22 protein-coding genes and 1 tRNA gene are annotated in these 21,436 nt (G+C 56.3%); 12 read left to right on the forward strand and 11 right to left on the reverse strand.

Going from position 1 to position 21,436, the window contains the following annotated elements:
• The first annotated feature begins 279 nt into the window (after nt 1–279).
• The 7 genes from rpmF (at nt 280) to K3729_11910 (ending at nt 5,172) form a co-directional block, all read left to right on the forward strand.
• On the forward strand, nt 280–486 hold the full coding sequence (gene rpmF / locus K3729_11880) for a 50S ribosomal protein L32 (GenBank protein UWQ98162.1): 207 nt from the start codon (nt 280–282) through the stop codon (nt 484–486).
• 98 nt (nt 487–584) lie between these two features.
• Nucleotides 585–1,616, forward strand: a complete 1,032-nt coding sequence (plsX, locus tag K3729_11885; protein ID UWR01034.1) for a phosphate acyltransferase PlsX — start codon at nt 585–587, stop codon at nt 1,614–1,616.
• Between the two features lie 34 nt (nt 1,617–1,650).
• Nucleotides 1,651–2,622 (forward strand): ketoacyl-ACP synthase III, encoded by a 972-nt coding sequence (locus K3729_11890; protein UWQ98163.1) that lies wholly within the window; start codon nt 1,651–1,653, stop codon nt 2,620–2,622.
• A gap of 92 nt (nt 2,623–2,714) precedes the next feature.
• Nucleotides 2,715–3,017 carry an integration host factor subunit alpha gene (gene ihfA, locus K3729_11895; GenBank protein ID UWQ98164.1) on the forward strand — a complete coding sequence of 101 codons (303 nt, stop codon included), beginning with the start codon at nt 2,715–2,717 and terminating at the stop codon, nt 3,015–3,017.
• 35 nt (nt 3,018–3,052) lie between these two features.
• Nucleotides 3,053–3,841, forward strand: a complete 789-nt coding sequence (locus K3729_11900) for a MerR family transcriptional regulator (protein UWQ98165.1) — start codon at nt 3,053–3,055, stop codon at nt 3,839–3,841.
• A gap of 67 nt (nt 3,842–3,908) precedes the next feature.
• Nucleotides 3,909–3,985 (forward strand) — tRNA-Pro (locus K3729_11905).
• A 71-nt stretch (nt 3,986–4,056) separates the two neighbouring features.
• Complete coding sequence (locus tag K3729_11910; GenBank protein UWQ98166.1) at nt 4,057–5,172, forward strand: 2'-deoxycytidine 5'-triphosphate deaminase; 1,116 nt, start codon at nt 4,057–4,059, stop codon at nt 5,170–5,172.
• Here the strand turns inward: K3729_11910 and K3729_11915 are convergent.
• From K3729_11915 to K3729_11960, 10 genes are all read right to left on the reverse strand, one after another.
• Nucleotides 5,153–5,830, reverse strand: a complete 678-nt coding sequence (locus K3729_11915) for a hypothetical protein (protein ID UWQ98167.1) — start codon at nt 5,828–5,830, stop codon at nt 5,153–5,155. The two genes, K3729_11910 and K3729_11915, sit on opposite strands and share 20 nt — an antisense overlap.
• A 194-nt stretch (nt 5,831–6,024) precedes the next feature.
• A complete protein-coding gene (gene scpB, locus K3729_11920; GenBank protein ID UWR01035.1) occupies nt 6,025–6,645 on the reverse strand; it encodes an SMC-Scp complex subunit ScpB in 621 nt (206 codons plus the stop codon).
• A 7-nt stretch (nt 6,646–6,652) separates the two neighbouring features.
• A complete protein-coding gene (locus K3729_11925; GenBank protein UWQ98168.1) occupies nt 6,653–7,447 on the reverse strand; it encodes a segregation/condensation protein A in 795 nt (264 codons plus the stop codon).
• Nucleotides 7,448–7,455: 8 nt separating this feature from the next.
• Nucleotides 7,456–8,442, reverse strand: a complete 987-nt coding sequence (locus K3729_11930; protein ID UWQ98169.1) for a beta-hexosaminidase — start codon at nt 8,440–8,442, stop codon at nt 7,456–7,458.
• Complete coding sequence (locus K3729_11935) at nt 8,442–9,455, reverse strand: SPOR domain-containing protein (GenBank protein ID UWQ98170.1); 1,014 nt, start codon at nt 9,453–9,455, stop codon at nt 8,442–8,444. Before K3729_11935 ends, K3729_11930 begins: the two co-directional genes overlap by 1 nt.
• Nucleotides 9,456–9,543: 88 nt before the next feature.
• Entirely contained in the window at nt 9,544–11,280 is a 1,737-nt protein-coding gene (gene argS, locus K3729_11940; GenBank protein UWQ98171.1) for an arginine--tRNA ligase, read from the reverse strand.
• Nucleotides 11,281–11,367: 87 nt separating this feature from the next.
• Nucleotides 11,368–13,047: a DKNYY domain-containing protein gene (locus tag K3729_11945; GenBank protein ID UWQ98172.1), complete on the reverse strand. Its 1,680-nt coding sequence runs from the start codon at nt 13,045–13,047 to the stop codon at nt 11,368–11,370.
• An 18-nt stretch (nt 13,048–13,065) separates the two neighbouring features.
• Nucleotides 13,066–14,907 carry a cation:proton antiporter gene (locus tag K3729_11950; GenBank protein UWQ98173.1) on the reverse strand — a complete coding sequence of 614 codons (1,842 nt, stop codon included), beginning with the start codon at nt 14,905–14,907 and terminating at the stop codon, nt 13,066–13,068.
• A gap of 68 nt (nt 14,908–14,975) precedes the next feature.
• Nucleotides 14,976–15,587: a hypothetical protein gene (locus K3729_11955; GenBank protein ID UWQ98174.1), complete on the reverse strand. Its 612-nt coding sequence runs from the start codon at nt 15,585–15,587 to the stop codon at nt 14,976–14,978.
• Between the two features lie 160 nt (nt 15,588–15,747).
• Nucleotides 15,748–16,908, reverse strand: coding sequence for a deoxyguanosinetriphosphate triphosphohydrolase (locus K3729_11960; protein UWQ98175.1), 1,161 nt, complete (start codon nt 16,906–16,908; stop codon nt 15,748–15,750).
• A 112-nt stretch (nt 16,909–17,020) separates the two neighbouring features.
• Here K3729_11960 and K3729_11965 point away from each other — a divergent pair, with 112 nt between their 5' ends.
• The 5 genes from K3729_11965 (at nt 17,021) to K3729_11985 (ending at nt 20,275) form a co-directional block, all read left to right on the forward strand.
• Nucleotides 17,021–17,347, forward strand: a complete 327-nt coding sequence (locus K3729_11965) for an iron-sulfur cluster assembly accessory protein (GenBank protein ID UWQ98176.1) — start codon at nt 17,021–17,023, stop codon at nt 17,345–17,347.
• 58 nt (nt 17,348–17,405) lie between these two features.
• Nucleotides 17,406–17,840: an acyl-CoA thioesterase gene (locus K3729_11970; GenBank protein ID UWQ98177.1), complete on the forward strand. Its 435-nt coding sequence runs from the start codon at nt 17,406–17,408 to the stop codon at nt 17,838–17,840.
• A gap of 304 nt (nt 17,841–18,144) precedes the next feature.
• The gene (locus tag K3729_11975) at nt 18,145–18,819 is read left to right on the forward strand and encodes a hypothetical protein (GenBank protein ID UWQ98178.1); all 675 of its coding nucleotides are present in this window, start codon (nt 18,145–18,147) and stop codon (nt 18,817–18,819) included.
• Between the two features lie 244 nt (nt 18,820–19,063).
• Nucleotides 19,064–19,846 (forward strand): exodeoxyribonuclease III, encoded by a 783-nt coding sequence (gene xth / locus K3729_11980; protein UWQ98179.1) that lies wholly within the window; start codon nt 19,064–19,066, stop codon nt 19,844–19,846.
• Between the two features lie 69 nt (nt 19,847–19,915).
• Nucleotides 19,916–20,275, forward strand: coding sequence for a hypothetical protein (locus K3729_11985; protein ID UWQ98180.1), 360 nt, complete (start codon nt 19,916–19,918; stop codon nt 20,273–20,275).
• On the opposite strand, the gene K3729_11990 is transcribed toward K3729_11985, so the two are convergent.
• Nucleotides 20,254–21,426, reverse strand: a complete 1,173-nt coding sequence (locus tag K3729_11990) for an FAD-dependent monooxygenase (GenBank protein ID UWQ98181.1) — start codon at nt 21,424–21,426, stop codon at nt 20,254–20,256. The genes K3729_11985 and K3729_11990 overlap by 22 nt on opposite strands.
• Between the last annotated feature and the right edge of the window lie 10 nt (nt 21,427–21,436).

The following is a 21,436-nucleotide window of genomic DNA, read 5'->3' on the forward strand; positions in this document are numbered from 1 at the left end:
CGATCCGCCTCATCGACCTAGCAAGGCGCATCGCACAGGTAGACGCGCCTTGTGAAGACAGACGATTCTAGCGCAGTGTCGCACCGCGTTGCGGGCCTTTGAAAACAGCGCAAAACACCGTCTGGAAATATCCAAACAAACCCCTTGCACCATAAAAGAATCGCAGTATGTTCCGCGGCTCTTGAACATTGCGTCTCGACAGGGCTGCCGGAATGGCGTAGTTGCCCCGAAAGACAGATACATCCGGGCATTGAGCCCCATAAACTAAGGGCCGAGACAATGGCTGTACAGCAGAATAAAGTTTCCAAATCCCGCCGGAACAACCGTCGTTCCCACGACTCACTCTCCGCTGCGAACCCAAACGAATGTGACAACTGTGGTGAGCTGAAGCGCCCACACCACGTTTGCCCGTCCTGCGGTCACTACGCACAGCGCGAAGTTGTGGCGCAAGCCAACGAAATCGATCTGGACGACGACGCCGCATAATTACCCAAGACAGGGGCCGCTCAGTCATGATGAACGCCGTAACGGACACCGATCCGACCAAGGCTACTGCGACTGAAACCGTGCTTTCTGTTGATGCGATGGGTGGCGATTCCGGGCCTGCAACTGTTGTTGCGGGCCTTTCGTTGTTTCTAAAGAAGCAACCTGACGCCAAGATCATCCTGCATGGTCCAGAAGACGAGCTTAGCGCCCTGCTGGCAGCAAAAGGCCTGACCAACAACGTCACGGTACATAACGCGACTGACGTTGTGAAAATGACCGATAAGCCTAGCAAGGTGCTGCGTAGCGGTAAAAACACATCCATGTGGTCCGCCATCGAAGCGGTCCGTGCGGGTCAAGCGCAAGTGTGTGTCAGCTGTGGCAACACTGGTGGCCTGATGGCGATGTCTATGTTGCGGCTGCGCAAGGCCGAGGGCGTGAACCGCCCCGCCATCGCCTGCCTATGGCCATCCCACAATCCGTCAGGTTTCAACGTTCTGCTGGACGCCGGTGCCGATATCCGCGCGGACCAAGACGATCTGTTGGCATACGCGCTAATGGGCGCGTCTTATGCGCGTAACGGTATGGATATCCCGCGCCCCCGCGTGGGCCTTTTGAACGTTGGTGTTGAAGAACACAAAGGGCGTGCCGAACTGAAAGTCGCGCACGAACTGATCGCAAGTGCGGCAGACGCTGGCGACTTTGAATACGTAGGTTTCGTCGAAGGTGGCGATATTCCGTCAGACCGCATCGACGTGATCGTCACAGACGGGTTCACGGGCAACGTCGCGCTAAAGACAGGCGAAGGCACAGCCAAGCTGATTTCCGGCCTGCTGCGCACAAACCTCAAGGCGAATCCAATGGCGATGCTGGGCGCGCTGCTTGCGCGCGGCGCACTGAAAGCATTGCGTAAAAAAGTCGATCCAAGCGGCGTGAACGGCGGCGTTTTTCTGGGGCTCAACCATACGGTGATTAAGAGCCACGGTTCAGCGGATGCGGCCGGCGTTTCTGCGGCAATTTCGTTGGCATATCGCCTCGCACGCTCAGGTTTTTCAGACAAACTCGCGGCGCGGGTTGCCTCTGCTGTCAGCCTAGCCCAAGATGTCCGAGATGAAACCGACGTAACGTCATAAGACGTGTCGGACTTAACGGGCAACAGGCAATACAATGACACGACGTGCAGTGGTTCGGGGGGTTGGTCACTACCTGCCCGAACGGATCGTACCAAATTCTGAATTTGAAAAGACACTCGAAACGACAAGCGAGTGGATCAAATCCCGGTCCGGGATTGAACGTCGGCACTTTGCCCTCCCAGAGCAAGGCACATCCGATCTTGCCACAGAGGCCGCGAACAACGCGTTGAAAATGGCGGGCTTTGAACCAAACGACATCGACGCAATTATTGTTGCGACGTCGACGGCAGATCAAACGTTCCCGTCAGCGGCCACAATGGTCCAGCACAAGATCGGCAACACAAAGGGATTCGCCTTTGACATTCAGGCGGTCTGCGCGGGCTTCATTTATGCACTGACAAATGCAAATGCGTTGATCTTATCGGGCCAAGCAGATCGGGTGCTGGTCATCGGCGCTGAAACTTTCAGCCGCATTATGGATTGGACAGACCGGTCCACCTGCGTGTTGTTCGGCGACGGTGCGGGTGCATTGGTTCTTGAGGCCCAAGAAGGCGACGGAACCACCGCTGATCGGGGTATCCTTGCCACCGACCTGAATTCCGACGGAAGCTACCGCGACCTGCTTTATGTCGATGGTGGTGTGTCCACCCAGAACACTGGCGTGCTCAAGATGCAGGGCAAAGAAGTATTCCGCCATGCCGTTGAAAAGCTTGCGAAAACTGCGGATACGGCGCTTGAAAAAGTAGGCCTAGGCGCAGACGATGTGGACTGGGTTGTCCCACACCAAGCGAACATTCGGATCATCCAATCCACGGCTAAAAAGCTGGGCGTCGGCATGGACCGTGTCATCGTAACTGTCCAAGATCACGGCAATACATCCGCTGCATCCATTCCGTTGGCGCTATCAGTCGGCGTCGAAAATGGTCAAATCAAACAAGGTGATATGATCGTGTCCGAGGCAATTGGTGGCGGTCTGGCATGGGGCGCGGTTGTTCTACGCTGGTAGAAAAATCCCGCGCAATCAGCGACCTAGGCGTCGTAGTTATTGACTTTGAAAACGGAACCCGCCTATCGTCCTCGAAATAACAGGGGGATACGATGGCTGATAAGACATTAACGCGCATGGACCTTGCTGAGGCTGTGCACAGTGAAGTGGGTTTGTCCCGTAACGATAGTGCGGATTTGGTTGAAAGCGTTTTGTCACATGTCTCCGATGCCTTGGTGTCCGGTGAGTCAGTCAAAATCTCGTCTTTCGGTACATTTTCGATCCGCGACAAAGCGGCCCGCGTCGGTCGTAATCCAAAAACCGGCGAAGAAGTCCCAATCCACCCACGCCGCGTTCTGACATTCCGTCCATCACATCTGATGAAAGATCGCGTCGCGTCCGGCAACAAACGCTAAACGCGACCACGACACCTTAACAAGAGGCTACTGCCATGGCCAAATCACGCGATGCCTTCCGGACCATTTCGGAAGTTTCAGACGTGCTTGAAACCCCTGCCCACGTGCTGCGGTTTTGGGAAAGTAAATTCAGCCAAATCAAGCCCGTCAAGCGGGCTGGTGGTCGGCGGTATTACCGTCCCGACGACGTATCCCTGCTCGCGGGGATCAAGCATTTGCTGCACGATCAGGGCATGACCATCAAAGGCGCACAGAAACTGCTGCGCGAAAAGGGCGTGAAACACGTCGTCGGCATCGGCCAAGGCCTCGATGGCCCATTAGAAACCATGCCGCAGTCGCACGTCGAAGTCCCCCCAGAGGCTGCAGCAAAAGCGGTCTCCGAGATACTCAAAGCCGAAGATGAGTCGCAAACCGAAATGTTTACGGCACCGGTCGCTGCGACGACGCCTGAAGAGCAACCCAAACCCAAGTTGCAGATCATCAGCGCAAAGCGGACACCGGACACACCAGCCGAACCTGTCGCATCAAACGAACAACCGGCTGATGACTTCGAAGAGCTTGAAATTCCATCCGCATCCCCTGCCCCTAATCCATCAGCGAATGCCGATACGCAGACAGCAGATCCTATCACCGCTTTGTCGTCCTTGGCCAAACCGAAGGTCGATCTGCCAGCAAATCCAATGCCTCGGTCAGACCTGCCAGCGCGGTGTTTGGCGTCTGTGGTCCATGCAAAACCACAGCGGGTGGCGGCGAATGCGGCGAAGATTGCACCTTTGCTAGATCAGCTCACCAAACTGCGCGACGAGATGCGCCATCCTTGGTAAGCAACCGATGCAGCAGCCCGATTTCGCGCTTGCCCCGCGTGGGAATTGCGGTAAATACACACGCAGTCGGGCTATAGCGCAGCCTGGTAGCGCGTCCGTCTGGGGGACGGAAGGTCGCAGGTTCGAGTCCTGCTAGCCCGACCAATCATAACCGCCCGTCCCGCTTTTTTGCGTGGCGGGCGTTTTGATATAATACGCCGCTTGGGAGGCACGATATGACACAGACACCACAGCCGGGCGTTCTAGCTGATCACCAAATCCGCGCGATGCTGGATGCGGGACAAATCGCGGCCTCTGCGGATGTGGCCGATGGTCAAATCCAGCCAGCGTCGCTTGATCTGCGTCTTGGCAATATGGCCTACCGTGTCCGCGCGTCATTCCTTGCAGGTCACGACCATACGGTTGCGGACCGCCTGAACCTGTTCCAGATGCATGAAATCGACCTGACAGGCGGTGCCGTGCTGGAAAAAGGCTGCGTCTACGTCGTGCCCCTGATCGAATCCCTTGCCCTGCCCGCTGGCATGACTGCGGCCGCGTCGGCCAAATCGTCTATCGGCAGGCTCGACCTGTTGACCCGCGTGATCACCGATCATGGGATCGAATTTGACCGTGTGCCCGAAGGCTACGTTGGCCCGCTTTACGTCGAAATCTGCCCGCGGTCATTTTCTGTCGTCGCCCAAACGGGCCAGATGCTGAACCAGATCATTTTCCGCAATGGCAAAACGATCATGGACGACGACGCGCTGCGGGCGCTGCATGCCAAGACCCCGATTGTGGACGGGGATGCTGTAATCTCGGACGGGCTCGGGTTCTCGGTCGATCTGCGCCCTGACGGCACCGATCTGGTCGGCTACCGCGCCAAACCGCACACAGGCGTGATTGATCTGGGCAAACTGGCGCACTACGACCCTACTGAGTATTGGGAGGAAGTGCGCACCGACAAAGGCTGGATCATCCTTGATCCCGGCGCATTCTACATTCTGGTCAGTAACGAGGCCATCGTGATCCCGCCCATGGCCGCCGCTGAAATGGCGCCCTACATCGCGATGGTGGGCGAATTTCGGGTGCACTACGCAGGCTTCTTCGATCCGGGGTTCGGGTATGCAGAAGCAGGCGGATCAGGGTCACGCGGGGTGCTAGAGGTGCGCTGCCACGAGGCTCCGTTTGTGCTGGAACACGGCCAGATCGTTGGGCGGCTGGTATACGAACACATGGCGGCAATGCCGGACGCGCTATACGGGCGCGAGATCAAGTCGAATTATCAGGGGCAAGGGTTGAAGTTGTCGAAGCATTTTGGGTCAGGTCGACAGGTTACTGCACAGTCAGAGTAAACGTCTGAATATCGCCGCAGTTTCTCAAGTCAGAAATGAGGAATGACTTGTCCGCGAGTTGTGAATCGTAAAGTCGGCGATAAGTCCCTTCATTAAATGCAAGTACATCTGCCAGTGTTTCCCCTGAGATCTGATTGCTTACACTATCGACAAGTTGAAGAATCTTGTCTTCCGTTCCGAAGATCGCAACATCAAAGGTAGCAGATCGCAAAACTTGAAAGAATGACCTGCGGTTCCTTTCGACGACTAGGACCGGCGAATACCATACCCAGAAATTCGGCCAATTCATATCGGACGTGACCGTGTTGTTTCGGGCTTTTCTACGTGCCTCTGCCGCATGACGAGCTCCAACAAGCCAGTCATCATAGCCGCGAAGCTCGACCTCATCACAAGTGAGGCCTTGACCACCAGGGAGGAATTTTTCGCTTAGCCTTACAGCGCGCTGAGCACTTCTTTCCGCAGGCGGTTCGTTTCCGTAGTCAAAATCCCAACGCCTACTAAGAACCTCTTCTCCATCCAATTGCAGACGAAAAATATCACTTATGAATAGTTTAAATCTTGGCAAAGGGTCGTCTAGCGCAATGCAGCCAGACAACATGAACAGCGGTACAAAAATGTATAAGAATGAATCAAAACGAATCCGCGACGGAAATCTCATGCAAGCATTCCTAATAAATTACTGGTCGCGTTTGACAGCATTAGCGGCATAGAAACCTAAACGTTAGAACCATATCGCTGCCTCTATGCAGGAATTTGGAAACCCTTCAAAGGAAAGCGACTGAGTGAAGACCTACTGGGTTCCTCTGGCTGCACCAAGTACGGAATTCCCGCCCCTAGTATCTTTATCTGCCTTTACTCCTCAAACATCTCTTCCTGCCCGTCATCCTCATCATCAACGTCAACATCCCCCGTCCCCGGCGGTGGTCGGTTCTCCAACAACCCAGCGGACCGAAGTTCTTTCAGCCCCGGCAGGTCACGCGCGTTTTCTAGCCCGAAGTGGTCGAGGAAACCGGCCGTCACCACAAACGTCACAGGTCTGCCCGGTGTCATGCGGCGACGGCCAAGCCGCACCCATTCCAGTTCAATCAACTGATCAATCGTCCCGCGAGAAACGCTAACCCCCCGAATTTCTTCGATCTCCGCCCGTGTCGCGGGTTGGTGGTAGGCGATGATCGCGAGGGTCTCGATCGCAGCGCGACTTAGCTTGCGCACCTCGACCGTTTCTTTCTGCATCAGATAGCCAAGGTCAGGTGCCGTCCGAAACGCATAGGCGTCTTCGATCTTGACCAGATGCACGCCCCGCCCTTCGTATCGTTTGCCCACATGCACCAGCGCCTCCGCCGGATTGCAGCCGTGCGGCATCCGCCCCGTCAGTTCCTTGATCGACACGGGGTCGGCGGTCGCAAACAGGATCGCTTCGACCATGCGGGTCTGTTCGGCCATGGGGGGCGCCTCGAACAGGCTTTCGTTCATTGTGTCGTCAGTCACGGGGTAGCCTTTTTCGGATTTGGATCGGCGCGAAAATCTCGCCCTGCCGAATTTCGATCTTGCCTTCTTTGGCCAGTTCCAGCGACGCCGCAAAGGTCGCCGCGGTGGATGATCGCGTGCGCACCGCGTCCGCATCCCAGCCATCGGGGAAATAGCTTTGTAAATCAGTCCAGTCGCCTGCAAAGCCGATCATGCCCCGCATCCGTTCCAGCGCCTGCTCCATCGTCATCACATGGGCGCGGTCCAGCACAAAAGGTCGGAAATCGTCCTTCGTCCTGATCCGCGCGTAGCCTTGCATCAGATCAAGCAGCGTTGCGGTATAGGTGACTTTGCGCACGCGTTGCACATCTTCGGTGATGCCGCGTGCAAAGAAATCACGGCCCAATTGATCGCGGCCCATCAGCTTTGCGGCAACTTCACGCATGGCGGCCAACCGTTCCAACTGGAATGCCAGATGCGCGGCAAGCTCTTCACCCGACGGTCCGTCTTCAGTCGGATCAGGGGGGAGCAACAGCCGCGATTTCAGAAACGCGAGCCACGCCGCCATCACCAGATAATCGGCCGCCAATTCCAGCCGCAGTTCTTTGGCTTTCTCAACAAACGCCAGATATTGTTCGGCCAGCGCGAGGATGGATATCTGGCGCAGGTCCACCTTCTGCGTCCGCGACAGCGTCAGCAGCAAGTCCAGCGGCCCTTCATACGCACCCACGTCCACGATCAACGCTTCAGCGGCCACACGTTCGCTGACGCTCATCAGGTCGGGTTCAGAGGTATCTGTATCGCTCATCTGTGCCTTCAGCCAAGTTGGGCTGCAAGGTCCGCTTTGAGCGCTGAAATGTCAATGTGATCAGGGTCTTTTCGCCATGTCAGCGCGCGATCTGCGCGGGATTGCGCGGCATCGGTCATTTTGCCTGCAGCCGCTGCGACAGCGATCATTTCGTTCTCGTCGCCGTTGCAATGCAAAGCCACGTCACAGCCTGCTGCAATCGACACTTCGGCCCGTTCAGCGATACTGCCCGACAAAGCCTCCATCGAGATATCGTCAGTCATCAGAAGCCCGTCAAACCCGATATCCACACGGATCATTTCGATCAATGCAGGGTTCTGGGTGGCAGGCAGTTCACCAGCTTCGGGGAACACCATATGCGCGGACATGCCCATCGGCAGGTCGTTCAACGCGCGGAACGGGGCGAAATCCCATGCGCTGGCTTCCAGCAGTTCCGCGTTGGCGGTCGGCAGGTTCAGGTGGCTGTCCACCGTCGTGCGCCCATGCCCCGGCATGTGTTTGATAATCGGCAGGACACCGCCTGCAAGATAACCATCAGCCACCGCACGCGCGTTTTCAGTCACCGTCTCTGGGTTGCGGCCCATACACCGGTTTTGCAGAAACGGATGGGTTTCATCAGATGCGATGTCGCAAGTCGGCCCACAATTCGTATCAATGCCCACATCACGCAATTCAGCCGCAATCAAACGGGCCCGCATATAAAAGCTTTTGGCAGGGTCCTGCGCCCGATCCGCTTGGTCTAACGGCGGCCAGTATTCGGCCCAATGCGGTTCGCGCAGGCGTTGCACACGACCGCCTTCTTGGTCGATCATGATCGGGGCGTCGCGGCCGACGCTGTCACGCAATTCGGCGGTCAGTGACCGCAGTTGATCCGGCGTATCCACATTGCGGGCGAAAAGGATAAACCCCCACGGGTCCGCATCCCGAAAGAACGTCTTTTCCCACGCTGACAGGCGCAGCCCCGCGGGCGCGAGGATCGTGGCACCGTTGCGCATCAGCGTACGACGACCGGAATACAATCCGTGTTTGCAGCCTGCAGCGTCGCACAGAAACGGCGGGCATCCGCAGCCTCAGTAAAGCCACTGGCGCGCAGACGGTAGAACGTGCTGCCACCACTTGATGCTTCTTGGATCACGCGGGTCTTATCGCCCATGTAGTCAGAGAAAAGCGACGACATACGCGTCCATTCAGCGGCGGCTGTATCGGCGGACGGGAACGCGCCAAGCTGCACAAGGTTGGTGCCAACAGGCAATGCGCCATCAGTTGCAATAGTGGCCTCGGCCAGTGCTGCAGCAACAGCTGTGCTGGTATCAGCAACCTGTGGTGCCGCAGCGACAGGCGCTGATGTCGTCACCGAAACAGGTGTGGCGCGGCGCGGTCGTACAGTTGGGCGCAAGGATGTCGAAACACCCGGCACAGATGGATCGACGGCAGGCGCAGACGCAACCTCGGTACCATCAACCGTGACGGTTGGTGCCACGTCTTCGCCGTCAGCCAAGGCTGTCAGCGGCGCGGCAGTGCCTGCGATCTGATCGGCAAGTGCCAGAATGCCTTCGGTCGTCAACGGCTCTTCCGTGTCAGTTGTCACGGCGGTTTCAAGCGCTGTCGGAATTTGTGTCTCGGACGGGGCCACGTCCGCAGCAGGCAGAACTTCACCCGCTTCGGCCAACGGCTCAACCCGTAAATCTTCTTCGGCCAACCCCGGTGTGGCAGGTGCCAACAACAGGCTATCGGACGGCCCTGCGGCCTCGCCTATCCCTGCTACGTCATTCACGGACAAACCAGCGTGGGATGCAATCTCACCGCCCGGTGCTTGCGGGGCGACACGCATCGCCCCTTCCATCGCGCGGACGACGGGGATGCCGGACACGTCGCGCATGATCAATTGGTAGCCCCAAACGCTCACGCCTACGACCAAGGCCAGCGATACCGCCGCACCTGCGTAGTTCACCAGTGAACCGGATTGCACAAAAGACTGGGATTGATCCCGCTCGTCGTAAATCGCCATACCTGCCTCGCGCCAGCTTACCGCCAAGCCAAGTCAGGCGGGGACTGATCATCTAGAGTTTGCTCGCCCCCGCGACGGTGCAGTTGATCTACATCTCTTCCGCAGGAGTAACCCCAAGAATACCCAACCCAGCCACGATCACAACAGAAACGGCGCTGATCAGCGCAATTTTCGCCTGTGTTGTCGAAACGTCACCCTCTTGGACAAAGCGCAGCGACACATCGTCGTTGCCTTTGTTGTAGAGCGCATGGAAGTCTGACGCGAGTTCATAGAGGTAGAACGCGATCTTATGCGGCTCGTGCCCCTTGGCAGCAATTTCCACCAAACGCGGCCATTCGGCGAGCTTTTTGGCGACGGTCAATTCGGCCTCATTGGTGAGACCAGACAAATCAATCTCTGCCAAAGTGGCGTCTGACACGTCCGCAAACGCAGCTGCTTTCGCCTTGGCTGAATTCACCCGTGCATAGGCGTAGTTCACGTAGAACACAGGGTTGTCTTTGGACTGCTCCAGCACTTTCGCGAAATCGAAGTCCAGCGGCGCGTCGTTTTTACGGGTCAGCATGTGGAACCGTGTGACGCTTGCGCCCACCTGATCCACAACATCGCGCAGGGTCACAAACGTCCCTGCCCGTTTCGACATCTTGAACGGTTCACCGTTTTTGTAGAGCTTCACAAGCTGCGTCAGCTTGATATCCAACGGCACCTTGTTGTCAGACAGCGCAGACACAGCCGCTTTCATCCGCTTCACATAGCCGCCGTGATCCGCCCCAAAGACGTTGATCAGCGCGTCATAGCCGCGTTTCACCTTGTCGTAGTGGTACGCGATATCAGGCGCGAAATAGGTCCACGCCCCGTCAGATTTCTGAACAGCTCGATCTTGGTCATCGCCAAAGTCGGTGGATTTGAACAAGGTCTGCTCACGTGCTTCCCAATCATCGGGCATTTTGCCTTTTGGTGGTTCAAGCGTGCCTTGGTAGATCAGACCCTTCTCCTTGAGTTCCGCAATCGCGGATTCAATCAAGCCCGTGCCGTAAAGCGACTTCTCAGAAAAGAAGTTATCCATCTCGACGTTCAAAGACGCCAGATCGTCGCGGATCAGGTCCATCATCTTCTCGGTGGAAAATTCACGAACGTCTTGCAGCCAAACATCCTCTGACTTCCCGAGGTACGCGTCGCCAACTTTTTCTTTCAACGCTTCGCCAACCGGGATCAGATAGTCACCCGGATAAGTGCCATCCTCGAACGCAACCTCTTGGCCGTGCGCCTCTTGATACCGCAGGAACACAGACCGCGCGAGCACGTCGACCTGACCACCGCCATCGTTGATGTAGTATTCTTTGGTGACGTCGTAGCCTGCATAGGAAAGAAGCGTTGCCAGCGCATCACCAAACACAGCGCCCCGCGTGTGACCAACATGCAAAGGCCCTGTGGGGTTGGCGGACACATATTCCACCATCATCTTTTTGCCCTGACCGAGATCGGACTTGCCGTAGGACGGGTCAGTCAACGCGGCCTTCACCACGCCCTGCCACACATCCGCGTTCAACCGCATGTTCAAGAAACCGGGTCCTGCGACCTCTGCCGACGCAATCCGCGCATCAGCCGTCAGTTTGCCTGCAAGAGCTTCGGCAATCGCCCGCGGGTTCATCTTAGCGGGTTTCGCCAGAACCATCGCCGCGTTCGTCGCCATATCACCATGTGCTGCGTCTCGTGGCGGTTCCACAGACACATTGGTCGTGGACAAACCGTCCGGCAAAGTGCCGTCAGCAACAAGCGCGTCAAGACTGTCGATCACAACAGTCCGGATATCAGCAAAAAGGTTCATAGCGTTTTCACATCTCTCAAAGGTAAGTCGTCCGTCTAACACTCTTGGCGTCTAGGTCAATTGCCGGGACAGAGCTTCTGCCACAATCTAAGGGAAACGACCGTCGCCGACATGAAACGGCTCATCGCCAAAAATCGCTTTGCGTTTTGCATTGTGGATCATGTGCAGTTGCCATTCCCACATAAACGGATCACCGATCACTTGAACACGCAGTGGCCATGAATGGGTTTCATCGGGCGCAAGCAGGACACCAGTGTCCGGCCATGCGTCATCCGCCGGTTCGATGGATGTATCGCTGATGCGTAAATCAAACCCCGCCAAAAACTCTGGCGTCAAGAAATACGGCTCATCGGACAGGTTTTCGATAACCATGCTGCCAATATCGAACATAGGTAGATCAGGCCGCGTATCGCCCATACCAAGCGAAATCATGCGCGGAGAAAAATGGATCCGAAGCCCATCGTACAGTACAAAGTCGGACTGCGAATGCGCGCCGCAAATGCGCGATATGTCGTAATTCTCGGCGTTTGGATCGGGAACATCCGACCGATACCAACCATAGCTCAGGCACGCATTGCCGACCAACAAATCGTCATCAAATCCGACGCCTACCGGTAAATTGCCTGGGCGAGCCACCACGCGGGACCCGTAGAAAATTTCATTTTCGACGACTGCATAAGCGCCAAGGCGCGAAGCTGGGCCATGATCGATGATATGGCGGTCTTCGACTTCGTCTTCAGGAACTACGGTGAAGTAATGCCCATTTAGCCAAAACGCGTATCTAAAGCTCATCGCTTCTTTGTCCGGCAGCGCGTTCAGCACCCCAATGTTTTGCACAACCGGCTTATCGTTAAGTCGGACCGCGTAAACGGTCCCAGACGGCGCTAGCGTCAAGAACACGTTCCGAGAATTTAATCCGCGCCCCATGAACACAGCCTGCGCAATCGGTTCCGGAAGCGTCACGATATCCACCACATCATGTAGCAATGTGAGCCGCGTGATAGCGGGCCCTTGCCGGATCAACAGCCCAGCGTTAGCCGACAGGTCTTCCGTGCCGACACCGTCCTTAAACTGTGTAGAGACGAGCGTATCACAATCAAGCATTTCGGCCGGTTCGTTCGCAACTAGATCATATAGCCGCGTCGCCCCCTCCCAAATGGCCCCGTTCATCTCGAACCAGAGCCGGCAATGGTGACGCGGCTCGGTGACGGGCCGTTCGGGCAGCGCAAACGCAGGGTTGCTGGCAAACCAAGTCTCTTCGCCAATCGATAGTATATGATCTGAATGGATTTCGACCGTAGGCGTCTCTCCTGCAGGCAACGACATCACCTGCGTGCCACCTTTCCAAACCTGAAAAGCGTCATGGGCAAAACCACGTTCCAAAACCGCAAACGTCGCCGGATCAGCGCCCACGATCTGGCGACCTTCCAGCCAGACCCGTGTGTGATCCAGACCGTAGCGCCCCGCGATGACGCGAAAACTATCAACATCAGCCGTGTCTAATGTCCGCCCGTTCACCGTCTTGGAATTGGCAGCCAACCCTAGCGTCAGGACATTGAACACAAATTTGTCGACACCCGACATCGGCCGCCAAGCCATTTTCCCGTCCTCGACGACGTAGCCGGTTGTCGCACCGCTGCGCTGCGCGGGCGCGTCTCTGTTTTGAAACAATGGCCGCCATACGAAAACATATGCCACCACAAGCAACACCACGATGACCAACGCACGACGGAAAGATTTAGACGGCGTATCGCTATGATTACTCATGTCGCGGCCCCGCGTCCGTCACCCTTTTGCGTCCGACGGCGGTTGCGTCCCTGCCCTGTCTTCGGCAGGCCGCAACGCGATCAAGCGCACGTTGGCCCCACTTTTGATTTCAGTGTCGTACCGCACCAGCTTGATCGCACCGCCATCAGGCCACCAGCCCAACAAAATACTGTCAGCATGTTCGGCGCGCCAAGCGTCAAAATCGAACTCTTCCGTCAGACGTGTCACGCGGAACGTCCAACCATCTTCCACCATCGCTTCAAGATCTTGATACGACTGATCGGGGCCAAATCGCTGTCCACCCAACGTCCGAGGCAATTGGTGCCGCGCACTGTCGGATTTTTCGCGCATGATCTGGAAAACATTGTCGCGACCATATTCAGGGGACAAATCTGTTGCGACCAAGGTGTTGTAGGCATCGTTATCAGTCGCGGCGACCAAGGTTGCGTAGTTGATAAACTCAAGCCGGTTCTCTGCAGCTTCCGATAGGATATCACCAGAGAACGTCGCAATCCCCGCGCTCCGCGCACGGCGCAAATGGCCAAAGTTGGGATCGGTCATCAGCACCGGAATTTCCGCTTTCTGCAACGCTTCAGCCAAGCCAGTAGTAAAGCGCGATCCACCGATCAAGATAACCCCCGGCGTGCTCGCACCTGTCAGGCCCAAGAGCCGCGCAAACGGGGCCAAGGTAAAGCCGTGGATCACAACGGTCACGGCCACCAGAACAAACGCCAACGGCCCGATCAGGTCTGCGTCGGGAATGCCCAGTTCTTGCAAGCGTTCCCCGAACAACCCTGCAACGGCGATCAACACGACACCCCGCGGGCCGGTAAAGGCGACCAAAACCTGTTCCTTGAATGGCAGCTTTGACCCGATCAACGACACAAATACAGTCACGGGACGCGCAACAAACACGACGGCCAACACAAAGATCACCGCGCGCATGTCCAACTTGGCTAGCGCTGCGAAATCAAGGTTAGCTGCCAGCAAAATAAAGACACCCGATACCAACAGAACGGTCGCGTGTTCTTTGAAGCGCAGCAATTCAGTATAGCTGGGCAGGTTCGCGTTTGCGATCACAACGCCCATGACGGTCACAGCCAATAGACCGCTTTCGTGCAGCACCGCGTCCGATACGGCGAAGGTCGCCAAGAGCAGCGTGAACAACACAGGCACCTTCATATATTCCGGCACAAGCGCTTGCTTGAACGCACGAGACAACCCGTAGCCCGCGAGCCACCCCAGAACTGACGCGACAACAATGCCCAAGATCAGCTCGATTGCGGCGTCCATGGGGGTCGCACCTTCGGTGTTCAGAACCAAAACGACAGAGAACGCGAATACAGCCGCCAACGCCCCGATGGGATCGTTTACGATGGCTTCCCACTGCAGCAATGCAGCTGGCCTGCGCGACAAACGCGCCGTGCGCAAAAGCGGCGCGATCACTGTGGGGCCCGTCACGATCATGATCCCGCCAAAGACAGCCGCACTTTCCCAGCCGATCCCGGCCCCATAATGCAGCGCCAGCACCGACGTTAGCCACCCCAACGGCGCACCAATAAAGACAAGCCTACGCACACCAACAGCCGCATCCCGCAGGTGGTGGAAATTCAGGGTCATCCCGCCTTCAAACAGGATTATCGCCACGGCAATCGAAATCATTGGCGCCGTCAACGGGCCGATGTCACGGATCGGATCAAATATCCCCAAGACAGGCCCGACGATGATGCCAGCGACCAACATCAGGACAATCGCAGGCATCCTTAAACGCCACGCAAGCCACTGTGATCCAACACCTAAAGCGCCAACAAGGGCGATTGCTTCAACGGGGCTAAGGCCCGTCGTGGTTTCAGTGGCCATGAGTATTCTCCTGTCGCAGGCGTATTGCCTATCATGCAAAACCTAGATCACAAGGGGAGAGAAACCAGTTAAACCGCAGCTTTGCGTCCCATCCAGCGCCGCCAGCCCACAAAAGCCAGCAATCCCGACAGTAAAAGCGGCAACCCAGCTGGCACCGGAACAGGCGCGACAGGTTGCGCCAAGCCGAAAGAAAAGTTGTCGAAATTATGGGTTTCAGCACGACCTGGGCCAGATCCAGCCTGAACAGTCACGGACGTAAAGGACAAATCCGAAACGAACCCCCAAAATCCTTCGAACGGCGCACCGATTTCTTCCGAAACGATCTCTCCGTTGCTCAGGACAAACCGCAACCCATTTCCGTTTCCGCGCGGCGACAGGTCAAAATCACCACCAAATGCGGTGGTCGGCGACGCAAACGTGTAGGTGGTCGTATCGCCTGACTGAAAAAAGCTGCTTGGCGTCGGCCTGTCGCGGAAAAAGCCGCTGGTGACAAAACCGGCATCCGAACTGATCGCTACGTTCTCGAAAGTCGTATCACTGAAGTCTTCAAAATTGAGACTGCCACCTGTCGCAATATCGAAAGCAGCCCTATCCGTGTATATCGTGGTCGCCGCAATTGTGGCACCTGCATCAATGCACAGCGCACACAAAACGCCGCATAAAACATGCGTTCGCTTCACAGAACTACCCTTCTCGTCTCAATCGCGTGGCGCCTGCGCATGAAAGCGCGGAACCCTTTGTTGAGCGCAAAAGACTATCGGCGCACGTCTTTTGGGTGACGAGAATATGTCAAATCTGCGGAAATTAACCTTTTGTTAACTATTTGGCAGTCAGCACCCGTCACGTTCCCTTGAGACCGGATACCCCACCCAAAAGACGCCCGTGTTCTTGGATCGCAAACCGGTCTGTCATGCCCGCAATGTAATCCGCCACGATGCGCGCCAGCGTGATCTGATCAGGGGCCGCATCCACGTCCTTGCGCCATTGTTTGGGCAATTCTTGCGGGTTTTCCATAAAAAACGGGAACAGCGAGTCGACCATGGCCGTGACCTCTACCCGCATTTCGACGACTGCAGGGGCGCGGTACATCCGTTCGAACAGGAACTGGCGAATAACCTTAAGGTCTTTCCAAATCTCGGGCGTAAACTGGATCACCATACGGCCCGCATGACGGACATCATGCACGGAATGCGGATCAAGCTCCGCCAGATTACGGCGGGCCAGAACAATCACATCTTCCACAAGAATACCAAAGAAGCGGCGTAAGGCTTCATGCCGGCGACGGTAATAATTCAACCCCGGATATTTGTGATCCACGCGCTTGAAGCAATCATCTAGGATCGGCAGCTCAGCAAGGTCATCCGTGCTGAACAACTCCGCACGAAGACCATCGTGTAAGTCATGGTTATTATACGCAATATCATCTGCTAAGGCGGCAACTTGTGCTTCGGCGCTGGCATGCGTGTGCAGTTCCAGATCATGGCGGTCGTTGTATGCAGACAGCGCATAGGGAACATCACCAGTGACGGGTCCGTTGTGTTTAGCGATGCCTTCAAGCGTCTCCCACGTCAGGTTCAGCCCGTCCCATTCGGCGTAATGGCGTTCCAGATCAGTCACGATCCGCAAGGCCTGCGCGTTATGATCAAACCCGCCATATGGGGCCATCAATGCATCCAACGCCTCTTCGCCGGTATGACCAAAGGGCGTGTGCCCAAGATCATGGGCCAACGCGACAGCCTCGGTCAGCTCCACGTTCAAATCCAGTGCCGCAGCCACAGTCCGCGCCACCTGTGCCACTTCAATCGAGTGGGTCAAACGTGTGCGGAAATAATCGCCTTCATGTTCTACGAACACTTGGGTCTTATGTTTCAACCGCCGAAAGGCGCTCGCGTGGATAATCCGGTCGCGGTCGCGCTGAAACGGAGACCGAAAGGTGCTTTCCACCTCAGGATAAAGCCGCCCGCGCGGATTTGCGGGGTCGGTTGCATAGGGGGCTGCCATTGGTGTCCCTGCCCTTTTATCTTCACAAGTCATCGCATTGCCCTGCGACGGTCTTGTTGTGTTTGCCTGCCGTCTCTATATTGCAAACGTAACCAGATCGTAAGGTGCCAAGATGCTAACCCTGCCCCCAAAAGTCACAGAACGCGCGTTTGAACGTCTCGCTGAAATTGGTGCGGCGGCGCAAGGCAAAGCATTGCGTGTCGCCGTTGAGGGCGGCGGCTGTTCCGGTTTCCAATACGAAATCGATCTGGACGAACCCAAAGAAGACGATCTGATCCTTGAAGGCCAAGGCGAAAAGGTCCTGATCGACAGCGTCTCACTGCCGTTTCTGACGGACGCCGTGATCACGTTCTCCGAGGAATTGATCGGCGCGCGGTTCGTCATCGAAAACCCCAACGCAACATCATCCTGCGGCTGCGGCACGTCCTTTTCAATGTAGCCTTTCCGGCTAATCTGCCCCACTAATAGGGTTAGATTGGCTAAAGGATACCGCGCAAATGACTGACGACACTGACAAAACGCTTGAGCTGGGCCAACAACGCGGATCGCATGGGCGTCAGCAAGACGAAGGCGTACTTGTCATTCGCACCATCGCGATGCCTGCCGACACGAACCCATCCGGCGATATCTTTGGCGGCTGGCTGATGTCCCAAATGGACCTCGCAGCAGGCAACATGGCAGGCCGCGTGTCGCAAGGACGCTGTGCCACGGTATCGGTCGAGGCGCTGCAATTCCTGCGGCCCGTCAAAGTCGGCGACGAAGTCACCCTCTACGCCACCCTGCGCAAAGTCGGCCGCACATCTATGCGCATCCACGTCGACGCATGGGGCCGCCCCCGCTATTCCGACAAAGCCGCGAAAGTGACCGACGCGGACTTTGTTTTTGTGGCGCTTGATGACGACGGCAACTCTCGGCCTGTGTTTGACAGCTGAACGATTTGTTACGTTACGCGACTAATCGACCTACCGTACACCAATAACGCCTAGGGTCACGCTGCGACGAAGGTCTGCTTCGAGCCCATGCCTAGAAAATTGTGCGTTTCGGGGAACATCGCTTTGTGTGCATACGGAGGTTAATCGCCTACCTCTAGATCTAGGGGTCCCGCACGATCCTACGATTGGCAAGGTTCACATTCATATGCTCTTTTTGGGTGAGATTTTCCTGAACATAGCCTGTTAAAAACAATCTTCTTACTATCTAAGGGAGGCTGGTATTCTCTCGGATCACGGCAGAAATATGAAAAATCCGGTTAAAAAAACCCTTGTTCTAGGGGCCGCTTCTTTTTTAGCTCTCCTTTATTTTTGGCCCGCCCCGCCAAAATACTCGCGTGATCCGCCAACCACCGACGGTTGTTCTGCGCCTCGTACTGGTTTTGTAGTAATACAGTCAAAAATCTGTCTGGATCTAGCTGACAGCCCTTTTTTTGACGTCCGCATAAATCCGGATGATGCAAAAAGCGATCTGGGTCTTATAAGACGCATAACTTGGCAGGATCCTGAACTACTAGTGGGAAAATATGGCTTTCCTGCCGCAACAAGACGTGTTGTGCTTTCCTATGGGCAGATCACACATGTCCGTGACCAATTTGAGGTCACGGCGTCAGAGCTGCCCAATCTGCAACGTTATGAAACACCAATCGGAGAGTATGTATTCACGGATGGTGATAGGGGCTTTGTTCTAAACTGCAAGCCAAGCTTCAGTGGTCGGCAGAAAGAACTAGGTGCGGAATACTGCGATGTGAGTTTTCAGCTTGATCCATTTTTAGCGGTTACCGTTTCATATGGGACGTTTCAATGGTCCGGCGAACCGGGTTGGCCGGTCTTAGATGCAAATTGGGCGACTAAGCTCGCACCCGTTATTCAAGCGGCCCGGGAAAGTGTGCCTGCTCTCATTGAAATCCAACGGAAATAGATCCACGTATTCCGACATTCGATGAATACTAAAAAGCGTTGTTCCACTGACGAAAGCCACTCGTGGATGCGCCCCTCGGTCACCACTGCGAAAGCTCGCTAAGGCCGCATCTGGCAAACTTCCGATTAGCGCTAAGAAATTAATAAATCCACGTCAAACATTCACCCCACACGATTATCCCCCACACCAGTGGCCAATCCATTTCATTGTGATAGATCACTCCCAAGCAATCGGGGGCCAATCCATGAAAATCGCGACTTTCAACATCAACGGTGTCAAAGCCCGGATCAACGCATTGACCGACTGGCTTAAAGAAAGCGCGCCTGACGTGGCCCTGCTGCAAGAAATCAAGTCCGTTGACGAAGGTTTCCCCCGCGAAGTGATCGAAGACCTCGGCTACACTGTCGAAACCCACGGCCAAAAGGGCTTCAATGGCGTCGCCATACTGTCGAAACTTCCGCTAGAGGACGTCACACGCGGCTTACCCGGTGACGACGAAGACGAACAGGCCCGCTGGATCGAGGCCACGGTGATTGGCGAAACTGACGCCGTGCGCGTCTGCGGCCTATACCTGCCCAACGGCAACCCTGCCCCCGGCCCGAAATACGATTACAAACTCGCTTGGATGGAACGGCTATACGCCCGCGGCCAACAGTTGCTTGCGGATGAAATGCCCGCGCTGATGGCGGGCGATTACAACATCATCCCGCAGCCCGAAGACGCCAAACGCCCCGAAGTCTGGACCGACGACGCGCTTTTCCGCCCCGAAAGCCGTGCAGCCTACCGCAAAATCCTGAACCTTGGGTTTACCGAAGCGTTCCGGTCCCGCACCCTCGGCCCCGGCCACTACAGCTTCTGGGACTACCAAGCAGGCGCGTGGAACAAAGACGATGGCATCCGTATCGATCACTTCCTGCTGACACCACAATGCGCGGACATGCTGCAAGACTGCTGGATCGAAAAAGAGGTCCGTGGCCGCGAAAAGCCATCCGACCACGTGCCGGTCTGGGTCGACCTCAAAGCCTAAAATAGTCGGAACTTTTTCGCTGACTGTCCGTTCTTTACGCAACATTGCATATAAAGAAGGGCTTGTATCATGCTGAAGTTAATCACTTTTGTCGGTTTTCTCTTGACCGCGTCCTCGATTCCTCTGACCGCGACCGCGCAAAGCTGCGCGATGCAAACGACTGGCGCATCGTGTGTTGTCGCGGGAGAACCGACCACTGCCAAACCCCAACTGCGGCAACGCCGTGCACCAAAGGTTGATATGCTTGATGCAGGTACGACGCTGCCGCGTGGCGAATACAATGTGATCATTATGGCGGATTATTACGGGCTACCCCCCGTACAGGATGGTTGGGTCTATATGGACATTGACCGCCAAGTCTACCGGGTCGATTTTTCGTCACATACGGTGATCGACAATGTGACGCATCAAACTGCCGCAAACTGGTGAACCGCTGCGGCATCGTGATCGTAGAGCCAAGCCAACCGACTAAGAAACGCATTTGGTGCGATGGCCCCCAACACGCCCAGACCCGCATGCGCAATCCTGCGCTGCACACCATCCAAATGATAATTGCGGGCATTCGCATTCGCCGCTTTGATCGCCTTAGACACGCGCGGGCGGCGGAGCGCTTGGTAGTTCTCCAATGCCCGCTCCAATGACGGATCATGCTGGCAACAGGCGGCCAGCGCCAACCCGTCTTCAATCGCGAGGTTCGCGCCTTGTGCCAAAAACGGCAGCGTCGGGTGGGCAGCATCCCCGACCAAGGCCAAGATACCGTCCTGCTGCCAATGGTCGGCAACCGGATGGCGGAACAAGCCCCATAACCGCGCGTCCGTCACATCTGCCAGAATAACCCGCAGGTCATCGCCCATATCCGCAAACACGGCTTGCATGTTCGCAGGGTTATCTTCGTGGTGCCAGCCTTCGGCGGCCCAATCGGAGCGTTCCTGAACGGCAACGACATTCAGCATCCCGTCCCGCAGCGGATAAGTCACGACATGTCGCCCCGGTGCCATCCAGATTTGCGCACGCGGCGCGGCATCTTCGCGACGCACCAACGCACGCCAAGCAACTTGTCCGGTAAAGAACGGCTTTTCCGGCCCATTCAACAATGGACGCGTACTGGAATGCAGACCATCCGCGCCAATCGTCAAAAGCGGTTCAATTGTCTCGCCATCCGCGACGAACCGGCCATCCGATGACACGGTATCAATCCGGCACCCCAGCTTGATCGTCACGCCCGCCCCGCGGCATCCGTCCGCTAGGACGGCCAACAAATCAGCGCGGTGATAAAAGCGGTAAACCGGATCTTGCGTGGTCAGATCAAACCGCGCGATCTGGCGGCCCGTTATCGCATCCATTGGACACACGGCCTGTGCAGCAACGCCGACAGCCGCCAAAGCGTCTTCAAGACCAAGCGCGTTCAAAACCCGCGCACCATTTGGGGTAATTTGCAGACCTGCCCCGACTTCGGCCAGTGCGTCTGCCTGTTCGTAAACCGTGACCTCTGCACCTGTCAGGGCAAACGCCAATGCGGTGGTCAGGCCGCCGATCCCTGCCCCGATAACGGCAACACGGCGACCCTTGTTAGCTTGCACCAATCCGACC

This window comes from Rhodobacteraceae bacterium S2214 (assembly GCA_025141675.1).
Classification (GTDB): Bacteria; Pseudomonadota; Alphaproteobacteria; order Rhodobacterales; family Rhodobacteraceae; genus Yoonia.

Bases quoted from the DNA above. Each gene is read 5' to 3' on its own strand.
- K3729_11950 (UWQ98173.1), bottom strand. From the start codon at position 14,907: ATGGCCACTGAAACCACGACGGGCCTTAGCCCCGTTGAAGCAATCGCC.
- K3729_11930 (UWQ98169.1), bottom strand. From the start codon at position 8,442: ATGCGCAACGGTGCCACGATCCTCGCGCCCGCGGGGCTGCGCCTGTCA.
- K3729_11925 (UWQ98168.1), bottom strand. From the start codon at position 7,447: ATGAGCGATACAGATACCTCTGAACCCGACCTGATGAGCGTCAGCGAA.
- K3729_11945 (UWQ98172.1), bottom strand. From the start codon at position 13,047: ATGAGTAATCATAGCGATACGCCGTCTAAATCTTTCCGTCGTGCGTTG.
- K3729_11935 (UWQ98170.1), bottom strand. From the start codon at position 9,455: ATGGCGATTTACGACGAGCGGGATCAATCCCAGTCTTTTGTGCAATCC.
- K3729_11900 (UWQ98165.1), top strand. From the start codon at position 3,053: ATGGCCAAATCACGCGATGCCTTCCGGACCATTTCGGAAGTTTCAGAC.
- K3729_11985 (UWQ98180.1), top strand. From the start codon at position 19,916: ATGCTGAAGTTAATCACTTTTGTCGGTTTTCTCTTGACCGCGTCCTCG.
- K3729_11965 (UWQ98176.1), top strand. From the start codon at position 17,021: ATGCTAACCCTGCCCCCAAAAGTCACAGAACGCGCGTTTGAACGTCTC.
- ihfA (UWQ98164.1), top strand. From the start codon at position 2,715: ATGGCTGATAAGACATTAACGCGCATGGACCTTGCTGAGGCTGTGCAC.
- K3729_11890 (UWQ98163.1), top strand. From the start codon at position 1,651: ATGACACGACGTGCAGTGGTTCGGGGGGTTGGTCACTACCTGCCCGAA.
- rpmF (UWQ98162.1), top strand. From the start codon at position 280: ATGGCTGTACAGCAGAATAAAGTTTCCAAATCCCGCCGGAACAACCGT.
- argS (UWQ98171.1), bottom strand. From the start codon at position 11,280: ATGAACCTTTTTGCTGATATCCGGACTGTTGTGATCGACAGTCTTGAC.
- K3729_11960 (UWQ98175.1), bottom strand. From the start codon at position 16,908: ATGGCAGCCCCCTATGCAACCGACCCCGCAAATCCGCGCGGGCGGCTT.
- scpB (UWR01035.1), bottom strand. From the start codon at position 6,645: ATGAACGAAAGCCTGTTCGAGGCGCCCCCCATGGCCGAACAGACCCGC.
- K3729_11910 (UWQ98166.1), top strand. From the start codon at position 4,057: ATGACACAGACACCACAGCCGGGCGTTCTAGCTGATCACCAAATCCGC.
- plsX (UWR01034.1), top strand. From the start codon at position 585: ATGGGTGGCGATTCCGGGCCTGCAACTGTTGTTGCGGGCCTTTCGTTG.
- K3729_11975 (UWQ98178.1), top strand. From the start codon at position 18,145: ATGAAAAATCCGGTTAAAAAAACCCTTGTTCTAGGGGCCGCTTCTTTT.
- K3729_11915 (UWQ98167.1), bottom strand. From the start codon at position 5,830: ATGAGATTTCCGTCGCGGATTCGTTTTGATTCATTCTTATACATTTTT.
- K3729_11970 (UWQ98177.1), top strand. From the start codon at position 17,406: ATGACTGACGACACTGACAAAACGCTTGAGCTGGGCCAACAACGCGGA.
- xth (UWQ98179.1), top strand. From the start codon at position 19,064: ATGAAAATCGCGACTTTCAACATCAACGGTGTCAAAGCCCGGATCAAC.